The 14,541-nt window shown below is 39.6% G+C and carries 7 protein-coding genes; 6 read left to right on the forward strand and 1 reads right to left on the reverse strand.

Annotated elements, in window-relative coordinates; genetic code table 11:
* Positions 1-456: 456 nt before the first annotated feature.
* Positions 457-3,309 carry an outer membrane beta-barrel protein gene (locus tag ACH30E_RS03640; protein WP_294988350.1) on the forward strand — a complete coding sequence of 951 codons (2,853 nt, stop codon included), beginning with the start codon at positions 457-459 and terminating at the stop codon, positions 3,307-3,309.
* A gap of 84 nt (positions 3,310-3,393) precedes the next feature.
* On the opposite strand, the gene ACH30E_RS03645 is transcribed toward ACH30E_RS03640, so the two are convergent.
* Positions 3,394-4,074 (reverse strand): response regulator, encoded by a 681-nt coding sequence (locus tag ACH30E_RS03645; protein ID WP_490823670.1) that lies wholly within the window; start codon positions 4,072-4,074, stop codon positions 3,394-3,396.
* Positions 4,075-4,269: 195 nt separating this feature from the next.
* Between ACH30E_RS03645 and ACH30E_RS03650 the strand changes: the two genes are divergently transcribed.
* From ACH30E_RS03650 to ACH30E_RS03670, 5 genes are all read left to right on the forward strand, one after another.
* A complete protein-coding gene (locus tag ACH30E_RS03650) occupies positions 4,270-5,664 on the forward strand; it encodes a hypothetical protein (protein WP_490823671.1) in 1,395 nt (464 codons plus the stop codon).
* A 30-nt stretch (positions 5,665-5,694) separates the two neighbouring features.
* A complete protein-coding gene (locus tag ACH30E_RS03655) occupies positions 5,695-8,814 on the forward strand; it encodes an RHS repeat domain-containing protein (RefSeq protein WP_490823672.1) in 3,120 nt (1,039 codons plus the stop codon).
* Positions 8,815-8,837: 23 nt separating this feature from the next.
* Positions 8,838-13,103 (forward strand): DUF6443 domain-containing protein, encoded by a 4,266-nt coding sequence (locus ACH30E_RS03660; protein ID WP_490823673.1) that lies wholly within the window; start codon positions 8,838-8,840, stop codon positions 13,101-13,103.
* A gap of 6 nt (positions 13,104-13,109) precedes the next feature.
* On the forward strand, positions 13,110-13,505 hold the full coding sequence (locus ACH30E_RS03665) for a hypothetical protein (protein ID WP_490823674.1): 396 nt from the start codon (positions 13,110-13,112) through the stop codon (positions 13,503-13,505).
* 328 nt (positions 13,506-13,833) lie between these two features.
* Entirely contained in the window at positions 13,834-14,412 is a 579-nt protein-coding gene (locus ACH30E_RS03670) for a transposase (RefSeq protein ID WP_490823675.1), read from the forward strand.
* Positions 14,413-14,541 lie beyond the last annotated feature (129 nt).

The following is a 14,541-nucleotide window of genomic DNA, read 5'->3' on the forward strand; positions in this document are numbered from 1 at the left end:
TCCAGAGGAGTCCTTCGGACAAGCCGCTCCGAGGAGTCACTTTGACAAATAACGCGTATGATGGAACACAGATCTTCATGATTTTCAAGATTTATCATGATAGATCTTGAAAATCATGAAGATCCGTGTTCTATTAATAGCAGATAATGCATCTACGGCAACCAAATATTTCTTTTAGCAACTGACTTAAAATTTTCTACCACCTTTAATTCCATTAAAAGCAGAAAGCTTAGAAAAAGCATCAATCAACGCTTTTAGCTTGAAGCTTGCAGCTTGCGGCTTGCAGCTTGAATCCTGCAACTTGCAGCCAAATTTCACTGACGACCTATACAGTTTTATGCTTCACCGATTTTAACAGTAGGCTTTCCAATCATCATTATAGCTTTCCGTTAATCTTTTTGTGTTGCGGGTAGTCCAAGACACTTATATAGATTCGTAATTCATAATAAACTGAGCATGACCAAATTTCTAACCGCTATTGTATTTCTTTTTTTATCCTATGCAGCCTCTGCACAAACATCTGCTACACTAAGGGGTAAACTGGTTGATACAGTCGGTAAACAATCATTAAAAGACGCTTCTGTTACCATTTTAGATGCCAAAGATTCAACTTTAGATGTTTTTGGGTTAACAAAGGCAGACGGAAGCTTTCTAATCAGCAATATCAGTTTCGGGGAAATGATTGTTGATATCAAATTTCAAGGATATGAGCCCTTCTCTAAAAAAATTATATTCTCAAAAACCAATAGTTCTGTAGACCTGGGTACTATCTATCTGACGATTGCAGCAAATGATTTGGGAAATGTAACTGTTAGTCAGTCTGTTATCAGGATGAAAAACGATACTATGGAGGTATCGGCATCTGCTTTTAAAACAAAACCTAATGCAGTTGCAGAAGACCTGCTGAAGAAAGTACCAGGAATACAGGTAGACAAAAACGGAAATATTACCGCTCAGGGTGAACAGGTGCAAAGGATTCTGGTAGATGGTAAACGCTTTTTTGGTGATGACCCACGTATGGCTACCCGTAACCTGCCTCCTGATGTGATCGACAAAATTCAGGTGTTTGATCAGGCCAGCGATCAGAGTGCATTTACCGGCTTTGATGATGGAAACAGGGTGAAAACCATCAATATCACCACACGTAAAGACAGACGCAAAGGATATTTCGGAAGGGGGACACTTGGATTTGGTGCCAATTCCGATGAAGGATTATATGATAACAGCTTTAATATAAGTCGTTTTAATGGCGATCGCCAGATTACTGTTACGGGTCAAGCCAATAATGTAAACAAGCAAAACTTCTCAGTTCAGGATATGCTGGGCTCCCTTGGCGGCGGTAATTTTGGTGGAGGAGGAGGCGGAAGAGGCGGTGGAGGCGGTGGCGGTGCCATTGCAGGTCTTCTGGGTAGTGGAAGTGGTGGTGGATTAGTGAATACCTGGGCCGGTGGTATTAACTATCGCGACACATGGAGCCCGAAAACACAATTTTCAGGAAGTTATTTTTATAATGACCAGAAAACTTACCGCGACCAGAAAAGCTTTGTGCAAAACCTGATTCCTGGTGCACCGGATTCATCCATTTTCAATGACCAGAATCAATCTTCAAAGACTTACAATAAAAATCATCGCATCAACTTTAATATCGAACACCAGTTCGATTCAGCGAATTCACTGATCATCAGACCCAATATCAGTTTTCAGGATACCTGGTCGCAATCGGTACAGCAAACAAGTTCTACCCGTGGAAAAATTACGGCGCTCAACAGTTCAACTGCTGACGCGATTCGCAAAAACAATGGGTTCAACGGATCGATTGACGCAACTTTCCGTCATAGGTTTCCTAAAAGAGGCCGTACATATTCAATCAATATCAATACAGGTGGAAGCACCAATGATGGTACAGGTACAAACTATTCATTGAACCAGTATAACCCAACCAACAGACCTTCGTATAGTGATACAATAGATCAGGTGTATGTAACCAACCGGGATACAAGAAATTTCAGTACTACCTTATCCTATACTGAGCCTATTGCAAAGAATCAGCAACTAGAATTCAACTATAACTATTCAACTAACCTGAATAATTCCGGCAGAGAAACAATGGAGTATAATTCAGGAACAGGCAAATATGATGTACCTGTTGCAACACTTACCAATACTTTTGAAAATACATTTAGTTCAAACAGGGTAACCATGAACTATCGTATGCAACAGGGTAAGTTTAATTTCAGTGTTGGTTCCGGCGTACAGGTGGGAGATCTTACGAGTAATAATATTTCAAAAAACACGGTAATCAAACAACATTTTGTAAACCTGTTCCCGGCGGCCAATTTCCGGTATGAGTTTACAAAAACCAAGAGCCTGCGGTTCTTCTATAACGGACGTACTTCACAGCCTAGCGCTGATCAGTTACAGCCTGTAACCGATAATAGTAATCCGCTGAATATCAGAACAGGTAACCCAAATCTGAAACAACAGTTTACCCATAGTTTCCGTTTCCTGTATAATTCCTTTGATGTATTTACGCAAAGACTTGTTTTTGCCACCATCAATGCAAACTTTATTCAGAACGATATTCAGAATGCCACTACTTTCCAGCCCAATGGTGCACAGCTAACCATGCCGGTAAACCTTAGTGGAACATATACCATCAATGGTATGTTTAATTATGGGTTCCCATTAAAAAGACCAAAGAGTAACCTGAACCTGATTGCCAATGTATCACGCAACCAGTCGCAGACATTAATCAATAATGCGAGCAACTTTACGCGTAACACAACATTGGGCGGAACGGTATCCTGGACTACCAACCTGAAAGAAGGCTTTGATATGAACTTCTCTTCTAACTCCTCTTTCAGCATGGCCCGTTACACTTTGCAGCCACAACAGAATGGCGACTTCTTTACACAAACTGTGTCTACTGAAGCTACAGCCTATTCGAAAAGTGGTTGGGTGTTTTCACTTGATTTCGACTACATATATAATGGCGGAAGAAGTAATGGTTACAATACCAGTATTCCATTGTTGAATGCAAGTCTTTCAAAACAAATGCTGAAAAATAAAGCAGGTGAATTGAAATTCTACATGTTCGACTTACTGAACCAGAATGTAAGTATTACCAGAAATATTACCGGCAATACCATTCAGGACGTTCAGACAAGGGTATTAACGCGCTACTTCATGGTAAGCTTTACTTATAACCTGCGTCGCTTTGGTGGTAATCAGCAACAGCAGCGTGGCCCGATGAATATGATGATGCCGGGTGGTGGTAATATGCGTATGATGAGGGGAGGAGGAATGTAATAGTTTAGCAAGAATGCTGAAAACGATAAATATAACCGCCTGTATTTTACAGGCGGTTTTTGTTTTAAGACATTCAACGGATACTTAATTAACAGAATCGTCGGAAATGGTAAAAAGCTTGTTTTTAATGGCATAAATAACCAAACTTACCGCACTGTTTACAGATATTTTTCGATAAATATTTGAAAGATGTCTCTCAACTGTTCTGCTGCTGATACCTAAAGTTTTGCCAATTGAATAACTAGTTTGATTTTCACAAACCAACTTAATAATCTCAATCTCTCTGTTAGATAGGTCTACTTCATGATTAAATTTGTTAGAGAGATAGCTACTATTTTCAAGTAGATGCGTGATTGATTTATTCGTGTTACTTGAAAAATATAAATTGTTTGCCATTACGGCATCTATTGCTTTTACCAACTCGCTGCTTTTTAAACCCTTACTCAAATACCCGGCGGCCCCCGCAAGGAACATATTAATTACGGATTCTGTATTCTCGAGGTAAGAAAAGGCTAAGACCTTAATGGAAGGAAACTTCTTTAATAAAATACCAGTTGCCTGGATACCATTTATGCCGGGCATATTTATATCTGTTATAATGATATCTGGCTTGATACTTGAAACCAATGATATCAATTCCTCACCATTGGATGCCTGTCCCTCTACTTTGTACTTTGAAAAATTTAAAAGATAATTACTAACGCCTTCTCTAAAAAAGTCATGATCATCTGCTATGACGATGGATACCGGATTTACAACTGACATAAGTTAACAAGATTATAATGATATAATACTAGTGCATGTCAGCATTCAAAGAGGGGGGCGCTTTTATTGCTGTTGAGTTTAAAGACAGTTTAAAATTATATAAATACAACATATCAAATTGCGTAGAATTACGTATTGACCATTAAATTTTCCCCTTCTACTTTTGGTTTAGACGATCTTCTAATAAAAAAGCCGATGCGTTTAACCATAACTCTCTGTTTATTAATTGTTTTTGTTTTGTCATCCAATGCGCAAATGGAAAACCGCAAATTGGATTTAACAGAAAAACAACAATTCGACTTTGTAAACAAAGTCGAAACAAACATCGAAAAGCTTCAGTCCAGGCTTCAAAAGAGCATAAATGGAGGGATTAGCAAACTGCAAAAGCAGGAAGCAAAGCTGATTAAAAAGATTGCTAAAACAGATTCGGCAAAAGCAAAACTTATGCTTGCTGAATCAAAGAACCTCTATAGTAAATTTCAACACTCACTTAAATTTTCCTCAAACAGCGAATGGAATGAATATTTACCCGTTTTAGACAGTGTTCAAACAAGTATCGATTTTTTAAGTACGGGTAATATATTAAACGACAAACTTTCAAAATCCTTCATATCAGCTTCTGAAAATATCAAAGAATATGCAAACAGTATCCAGGCGGCTGCACTGATTCAGCAACAGCTGAAAGAGCGTAAACGTCTTTTAATGCAGCAATTTCAACAGTTTGGACTCGTAAAAGAACTGAAAAAATTGAATAAAGAGTTTTTCTATTACCAGCAACAATTCAATGAAATAAAGTCTTTGCTTTCGGATGGTTCAAAACTTGAGAAAAAAGTACTTGGATTAATCAGGGAATCTGAAGCGTTCAAAGATTTCTTTAATACGAACAGTCAGTTTAGCGCTCTGTTTCCGGGCGGTTCAGGAGGTATTGGTTCACCTGCCGGAACAACCGATAACCTGCAAACTATAGCAGAGATACAGGCAAGATTGTTAAGATCCGGAATGGATAATATGGCCGTTAACAATGCTCTCACCAATGCGCAAACTGAACCATTAACAAGTGCGCCATCTCTAAGATTACCCGGAATGAACGATGGAGAAGCCTTAACCATGCCAGATTTTTCACCAAATCGTCAGAAAACAAAAAGCTTTTTCCAACGAATAGAATTGGGCTGGAACCTGCAAACAAGAAGGGCCACAAATATACTTCCCTCCCTGGCAGATCTTGGATTAAGTATCGGATACAAACTAAACGATAATAGTGTTGTCGGTACCGGCATAGCCTATAAACTGGGTATGGGAAATGGGTGGAAAGATATCAGGTTCAGTCATCAGGGAGTAGGATTAAGAACTTATGCAGATATAAGAATTAAAGGAGGGTTCTGGCTTAGCGGAGGATTTGAAAAAAATTATATGCAGGCATTTTCGCGTTTTTCCCAGATCAACGACTGGCAGCATACCGCTCTTTTAGGAATTACGAAAAAACTGAAGATTAATAAGAAAAAGGAAACCAAAATACAGTTGCTATACGATTTCTTAAACCGAACAAATGGTCAGCAGCCGTTGCAGTTCCGTTATGGACAACTGTTTTAAATAAATTATTTAAGCATAATACCTATATATATGATCAGCAAAAAATGGAAAGGACTGTTTGTTTTTTGTTTTTGCGTTTCATCGGTGATGGCGCAATACGATGAATCTTCCAATCAGGAACTAAGGAAAGTGGCCATTGCCCCCGGTCCTAATGCATCTGCCATCGGCAAGTATGGCGATATGCCTGTTTCATTAAGTACCGGCATTGCATCAATATCTATTCCCTTTTATACTTACAGCGCTCCTCAAAAAGGGGCAAGTTTTAATGTTGGGCTCAATTACCATTCAGGAGGTCTAAAAGTAGAAGATATGGCATCCAATGTTGGTCTGGGGTGGTCGCTGAATGCAGGTGGCATGGTGTCGCGAACTATGCGGGGCAGACCTGATGAAGATAGTTATGGTTACCTGAACACATCTGCATTACCTTATTATTATACAGGTGGATACGATAAAACTTCTACACCATCAGGCTATCCTTCAACAAGTGCGGGTATCTGTTACCAGAATGTTTCTTATGGAGACTTTCTTGCTGTACAGGGAGTTTCAGAAAACTCACTGGATGGGGAATGTGATATTTTTCAGTTTTCAGTCGGTAATATTTCAGGGAAATTCTTTTTCAAAAAAGATGGATCGGTACAACTGGTATCACAAAGCAATTTAAAGATTACTTATTCCATCGTAAGTGGCTCGATTGATGAATTTATTATCAAGGATGAAAAAGGGTTTAAGTATATATTCAACCAGAAAGAATGGTCTGATGTATCCAGTTCTTTAAGTGGGGTACCTCCTACCTTACCTTCTTATGTTAGTAGCTGGTACATCACAAAAATCGTTTTCCCTGACGCTGTAAATGAAATTAATTTTACTTATACAGGTAGTGGCAGTTACCTCACTTATCAGGGAGGCTTTTCAGATTCGTACAGGCTAACTATTAGTGGAACCACTATAGTAGCTTCCAATCTCACACAGAGTTATAACGATATAGGTGGTTATGTAGTAAGGATATCTGAGATCAGTTTTCCTGATGGAACCGAAGTAGATTTTACCTATGGATTCTCAAGAGATGATTATTACGGCGACAATGCATTAACCGCAGTTACCATTTCAAATGGTACGGTGCAAAAAACCTTCACACTGAGCTACGGCTATTTTGAATCTGATTATTGTGCCGGATGGGCCTATGGTTGTACACCCCCTTTAGGATATTCAAGTAATGATTTTTACAAAAGACTTAAACTGGTTTCTGTACAGGAAAGTTCAGGTTCACTTTCGCTTCCTCCCTATACATTTGAATACAATTCAACCAAACTACCTGTTCGCAATTCAAAAGCACAGGATTGGTGGGGTTTCTACAATGGGCAGGGTTATAACGGCACCCTGAATGGCTCAATTTATGTACCGGCTATCTCTCAAAATACCTATGGGGGTAATAAAACACCCTCCCTTACCTATGCAAAAGCATGGACCCTGGAAAAGCTAAACTATCCAACAGGTGGTTATACCAGTTTCGACTACGAACTGAATTATGGCTATGAATCCTATTCTTCCACCTATATGTCGGTTGGGGGCTTGCGCATAAAAACAATTACCGACTACGATTCTGTTGCAGCAGTTGCTAAAGTTTCCAATTATACATATACCACTTCTTCTTCTGCTTCTTCAGGAGTGGTACGTGTAATTCCAAGCCATGTTTATTATTGGAACAGGTGTTACCTGGCATGGTCCTGGACTTATGAAGATTACCTGAATCAAACTTCACAACCCACACAGTCGCTATCTTATTTTAATGGTAGTCCCATTATTTACAGCAGGGTGGTAGTCGACAATACCATCAGTTCTGTTTCAAACGGCTATGTTATTCATGAGTTCACCAATACACCTGCTTATAATGGGCCGGATAACGATTTCCCTTATGTGCAAAAACAAGACCTCGACTGGTCGCAGGGCTTACCACTCACCACTTCCTACTATTCAGCATCCAATGTGTTGCTGAAGAAAGTAGAAAATGAATACGATAATTATTATTACACACCCTCCATTTCCGATGGCAACAGCCGTAACCTGATTGCCGGATTATACTATTGGGATGATGTAAATACGTTTAGCGAAAAAATGTATGGGGCGAGGGCCTATTATATGACTTATGGCCGTAGTGACCTGAAAAAAACCACGGTTACCGATTATGATGCCAGTGGGTCTGTTGCCACAGTAACCAATCATTACTATGATAATGCCAGCATTTTTACATCAACCAGAAGTGTGCAAACAGACAGCAAAGGGAACAGTATTACTACCGAAAGAAAATTTGCGCATGATTTTGTGGGACAGTCTATCCCAGATCAGATGATCACCAAAAATATGGTGGCTGTACCATTGGAAATAAAGCAAACCAATACAACCAACAGTACGGTAATCGGATGGTTCAAAAATGTACACGCACTATTCAATAGTACTACACTCGATTTATCTACACAGGAACGTTATGACCCTCAATCAACAGCCTGGGATACTGAATTGCAGGTGTTGAGTTACGACAACAAAGGAAATATTGCAGAGATACAGGGCAGGAATAATATTACCACCAGCTACCTGTGGAATGAGAATGGCAATTATCCTTCAGCAGAAGTGGTGAATGCGCCTGTATCTGCCATAGCCTATTCAAGCTTTGAATCGAGTGGAAAAGGTAATTGGACATATTCCGGAACGATAAATACATCGGAAGGAGCAACAGGGAATAATAGCTATTACCTGTCTACGGGGAATATTACAAATACCGCACTTAATGCAGGAATTACCTATACGATTAGTTACTGGCTAAAAAATTCAAGTGGCTCGGTTAGTCTTGGTGGAACAGCATTGGCTAATAAAAATGGTTGGACATTATATGCAACAACGGTTTCAGGCACATCGAGTCTTACCATTAGTGGCTCTGGCACAATTGACGAACTCAGGCTCTATCCTTCCACAGCACAAATGTCTACGGTAACCTATAACCCCCTTACAGGTGCTACCAGTAAAACAAATGCCAACAACCAGATCACCTATTATGAATACGACGCACTTGGTCGTTTGCAGAGTATACGTGACTGGGATAAAAACATAGTGAAGGCATTCGACTATAAGTATAAAGTAAACCCAACTACTAACTAACTGATCAGTATAAAGAATATTATATGCTTTTATCCATCATACATAAACAGGTTCAAAAATCAGCAATTGCTTTTTTTATGACCTCAGTTATACTTGCATCAGTGCAAGCACAGGTGCAGCCGAATAGTTCTACACAACCTTCTGTATCGCCTGTAAGTGCACCTTCTGCTTATACAAGTGGCAGACTGGCTAATCTTGTTCGAAGCTGGGATGCAACCCGTCCTTACAGTTCATACAGTAGTGTAAGTTCGGCTGGTTATACCGAAGCAAAGCAAAATACTCAGTATATCGATGGATTGGGCAGGCTGCTTCAGTCAGTGGACAAGCAAATGAGTCCGGGAGCAAAAGATATGGTGCAGCCTTATCTGTATGATGCGTATGGCAGACAGGTATATCATTATTTACCCTATACTTCAGGTTCTGCCACGGACGGATATTTTAAATTAAGTGCTTTTTCAGAACAGGCAAGTTTTATGTCGGGAACCTATAGCGGGGAAAGTGTTTATTATGGTAAATCAGATATTGAGTCTTCTCCACTGAATAGGTCATTGAAAGAAATGCCGGCCGGAAATAGCTGGGCCGGCAGTAATGTTGGAACAAGCAGTGCTTATGAATCAAATGGTTCAAGTGAAGTAAGACTCTGGACCATTGCACTTTCCTCAGGATCCAAACCGGTTAGTACAGCTTATTATACCTCGGGTACTTTATTCAGACTGGTTACAACCGATGAAAATGGTAAAAGGGTAGTGACTTATAAAGATAAGCACAACAAGGTGGTATTGAAGAAAGTAGAAATTAAGCAGGGTTCTGCCGCCAGTATTGGCTCACATACCGACTGGCTTTGTACTTATTATATTTATGATGACCGCAATAACCTGCGTTTTGTGTTACAGCCACAGGGTGTAGAAGATGTGGGCATTACAGCGGGTTCTATTGATCTTTCGAGCTATAGTGCTATTGTGAATGGGCAGTGTTTTTATTATGAGTATGATGGCCGTAACCGCATGATACTTAAAAAAGTGCCGGATGCAGAAGCTGTTGAAATGGTGTATGATGGTCGCGACAGGCTAATCATGACCAGAGATGGTAATATGCGCAATACAACTGGGCAATGGCTGGTAACAACTTATGACGCACTTAACCGACCATCTGCCACTTATTTGTGGACCAATAGTTCCACGGCTTCCTATCACCAGGGGCAGGCAGCTTCGAGCAGTACATACCCATCTCTCAGTGGCACATATATCTTACTGACCGAAACTTATTACGACAATTATAGCTGGGTGGGTAGCACAGGCATGCCATCGTCTTTTAATTCAAGTGAAACTTCATCTGGTTTTCTCACGCCATCAGACAATACTGCTCCCTATCCAAGAAGCATCAGTGCCAATGCTACCGCAACAGGTATGGCAACCGGCACAAAAGTGCGTATGCTTGAAACAGGCGCTTATTTGTATACCGCGAGCTTTTACGATGAATTTGGTCGTTTAATTCAGTTGCATTCACTCAACCAGACCGGTGGTATCGATATCACCACCAACCAGTATAGTTTTGATGGCAAGCTGCTGGTATCCAAATTCAATCACAATACAGGCTCTGGCTTTTACCCGGGCAGTGTTGTATTCTGGACAAGAAATACTTATGACCATGCGGGAAGACTGCTCACCATTAAAAAGCAGGTAAACAGTGGCACAGAAGTTACCATCGCCACAAATACCTACAATGAAACCGGGCAGCTTTATACCAAAGCCTTACATACCTCTCCGCTGGAAACGCTTACTTATGAGTACTCCATAAGGGGTTGGTTGAAAGCCATCAACAAAGCCTATGTGTACTCGGGTGGCAGTAATTATTTTGGGATAAATATTTCCTATGATTATGGGTTTACCCAGAACCAGGTAAATGGAAATATAGGAGGCATCAGTTGGCGTGATGGTTATAATTATACACAGTACAATTATGGCTATTCCTACGATCCTGCCAATCGATTAATGAAAGCTGATTTTACAGGAGGTTCAACCGATTACAGTTCGCAGATGGGTGATGGTTCAACACCTACCACGGCTTATGATGCAAATGGTAATATCAAAAAACTAATCCATAAAGCGGGCTCAAATATAGATGACCTTGAATATGGTTATATCACCAATAGTAACCGCCTGAATTATGTTCGAGATGCTAATTATACTCCTTCATCTACACTGGGTGATTTCAAGGAACCGGCACAGAATTATAATACGGATTATGCTTATGATGATAATGGCAATATGATTTCAGATGCCAATAAATCTATTTCTGCTATTGACTACAATTTTCTGAACCTGCCGCGGCAGGTTACGATGACGGGAACCGGAAATGGAACCATAAATTATTCTTATGATGCACTTGGTGTAAAACAGAAGAAGACTGTGACGGAAGGAAGCACGGTAACCAACTTTTATTATATCAATGGTTTAGAATACAGTGATGCAGGGGAGTTAAGACAGATACCACATGAAGAAGGTCGGATACGCCGTAAACCAGATGGTTCTTATATCTACGATTATTACCTTAAAGACCATTTGGGAAGTGTTCGTGTAACATTATCGGAAGAGCAGCCTGCAACGGTATATAGTATGGTTACCAGCGAACCGGAAAATGAGGAGCAGGAAACAAAATATTTCTATAATGTAAAAGAAACCCGCGCGCAAAAGCCATCTTCACACCCCACCAGAAAAGCAAAAGACCTGTATGCGAGTAAATTAAAAGGAGGAGAGAAAAAGACAGGTCCGGCGATACTGTTAAAAGTTACAAAGGGCGATAAATTATCTTTTTCAATAGAAAGCTGGTATGAGCGTAAGAACAAGGGAGGAAAGGATAAAACGATTGCCTTATCAGAAATAGCGAAACTTGCAACGGGTAATATCCTTGAAGGGGGTAAAGCGAGTGCGCTTTCTGCGTTTTCAACAGAAAGCCTGTTGCCTGCCCTGAGTTCATTTTTAAAGGACCAGGATAAAACTGCCAATACCGGCAAACCCAAAGCTTTTTTAAACTGGGTATTACTGGATGAAAAGCTACAACCCTATAAAGACGATACAACGCTTATAGGCAAACCTGAATATAGCGGTTACTCGCAGGTTGGTGAAGAAAGCAAACTGACCAAACATGTTAAAAAAGACTGGAAAATTGACCGCAGCGGCTATGTGTACATATTTAGCAATAATTTAGATGAAGAAGATGTATTTTTTGAGAACTTTACAGTGATTACGCAGTCGGGGCCAATACTGGAAGTGAACCATACTTATCCATTTGGTTTAACGATAGATGGAATTAGTGGCCAGGCATCTGGCAGATTGGAGAATAAGTATCGGTTTAATGGCAAGGAACTACAGAACAAAGAGTTTAGCAACGGTAATGGGTTAGAGTGGTTTGATTATGGGGCGAGGATGTATGATCCGCAGATTGGGAGGTGGCATGCCGTTGATCCTATGAGTGATATGCTTAGACGGTGGAGTCCATATACATATGCTAATGATAATCCTATTAGATTCATAGACCCAGATGGAATGTTTTCTACAGTTGTTAATGAAAATGGAACTGTAGTTGGAGGGGATCTTACTGATGGGGATCTCGGAGTTTATAAAGTTACAGGGGTATCGAAAAAGAATTTCGATAGCAGAAAGATGAAACAATATAAATCAGAGGGAGTTCGCATTGGCAATACTGTATCTATTAATTCATTTGTTGCTCCCGAAACAGGTGAGTGGATAGGGCAAATTCATTTTAGTAAGCAAGCTGGTGAAGCTATTTCCGCAAGTACTAAAAAATTTGGAAAATATATTAATAATAATGGCAAGGCTGCAGCATTTGAACATTATATGGCAAATGCTGGTAATATGGGAGACTATGATTTAAAGTCTGATGGATTTCAACAAGCAACAGGAAAAGCCTGGAATGACCCTGCTACTACACAAGCAGAACAACTTGATTATGTTTATCAGGCTTCGTATGCGGATGATAACACCATTATGACAAGAAGAGATCAAGGTAACTATTTCGCAGGAAGAGCTATGAAAATGGTTGGTGCACCTGAAAGTATTATGATCTCTGGCTTTGGAGCATACCAAAGTAATTCAAATAATAAAGGGATAGGATTTTGGATAAAGTCAGCCATTAATTGGGTAGATCTGGCAATTATGGGTGCAGCTACAAAAGGGACACCTGCTTCAGGAGTCAGGTTCAGCCCAATATTTAAGGACGATAAAGTATCCGAGGACTTGCAAAGGGCAGGATATAGACAATATCAATAATAGAGTATGAAAAAAACAATAATAATTATAATAATAGCTGTGATATTTTTTGGGTGTAATAAAAAGCGAATGGTAAAATCGCCCGATGGAAAGAAAGAGTTGCTCTTTACTTGGATAGAAAGCTATTCCCCATCAAATAGAAGTTATATAAAAATATCCTTGGCGGAAGATCCGAAAACATTTGTATCAATTAGGCCTATATTAGATTTTCCAATAGCGATATACTGGGGGGATACAATTAAGATTCGCAAAGGCATAATAGTAGACCTTGATACGACTTCCGGCCTTATGAACTGGCGAAGTGATCTTGAGAAACAAGATATACGGCAAATGATAATTCAAAAAAATACTTTTGATTCATTAAAATGGCAGTCCATTTCATTGCAAAAATTATTTGATTAAAATTTTTTCTCCTCAGCGTGTACTTAATCCAACAAAGTTCATCGCAGAGACTCCGCGAAGAACCCTCGAGTATAAACAAGGTCATACTCAATACATCAGCACAATAACAACAGTACCTAAACAGGGCAAAACACCCATATGGTGTTTTTTCTCCTCAGGGTGTTCTTAATCAAGCGAGGTTCGTCGCAGTGTCTCTGAGGCACGAAGGACGCTGCGTGTTACACGTCTTGGGTGTTAGATCAAAACAAAGTAATCATGCATATTGTACTTAATTACTGAACCTGCTGCACTCCTTAGTGTTCGTATTGTGTTATTGTATTTTTGATTCATGGCAGTACGTAAACAAATCAGAGAAGTAAATGGTGTGTACTTTATAACATTTACCTGTGCGAGATGGTTACCGTTATTTGAAATGACGAATGGTTATGATGCGGTATATAAATGGTTTAATTATTTAAAATCCTGCAATCATCATATAGTTGGATATGTGATTATGCCCAATCATGTACACGCTGTAATTGCTTTTTCAAGAACTACGCAACTGATAAATACAATTATAGGAAATGGTAAACGATTTATGGCGTATGAGCTGGTGAAAAGACTTACACTGTTAGGCAGACAAGATATACTGGAACAACTATCAGGTTGGGTAAATAAGACAGATAGATTAAAGAATAAACAACATGAAGTATTTGAGCCATCATTTGACAGAAAAGAATGTTACTCAATTGCATTTATGAAACAGAAAGTTGACTATATTCATAACAATCCATGTAAAGCAAGGATGCCAGGGATAAGATTACCGGAAGATTATGAACATAGTTCAGCAAGATATTATTATACAGGCAAACAAGGGTTATATCCAGTAATTACCTATATGGAGTTGCAGGACATAGATTTAAGATGAACATAGGAAGATTCCTTGTATTTGTAGGCCCACAAAAGTGTAGCACGCGGAGTCCTTCGTGCCTCAGAGACTCCGCGAAGAACCCTCGAGTATGAATAAGCTGCGGAGAAGAAAGAAAATGGCAGTTAT

It is taken from the genome of Sediminibacterium sp. FW305-C-61, from assembly GCF_058231065.1.

Bases quoted from the DNA above. Each gene is read 5' to 3' on its own strand.
- ACH30E_RS03665 (WP_490823674.1), top strand. From the start codon at position 13,110: ATGAAAAAAACAATAATAATTATAATAATAGCTGTGATATTTTTTGGG.
- ACH30E_RS03670 (WP_490823675.1), top strand. From the start codon at position 13,834: ATGGCAGTACGTAAACAAATCAGAGAAGTAAATGGTGTGTACTTTATA.
- ACH30E_RS03640 (WP_294988350.1), top strand. From the start codon at position 457: ATGACCAAATTTCTAACCGCTATTGTATTTCTTTTTTTATCCTATGCA.
- ACH30E_RS03660 (WP_490823673.1), top strand. From the start codon at position 8,838: ATGCTTTTATCCATCATACATAAACAGGTTCAAAAATCAGCAATTGCT.
- ACH30E_RS03645 (WP_490823670.1), bottom strand. From the start codon at position 4,074: ATGTCAGTTGTAAATCCGGTATCCATCGTCATAGCAGATGATCATGAC.
- ACH30E_RS03655 (WP_490823672.1), top strand. From the start codon at position 5,695: ATGATCAGCAAAAAATGGAAAGGACTGTTTGTTTTTTGTTTTTGCGTT.
- ACH30E_RS03650 (WP_490823671.1), top strand. From the start codon at position 4,270: ATGCGTTTAACCATAACTCTCTGTTTATTAATTGTTTTTGTTTTGTCA.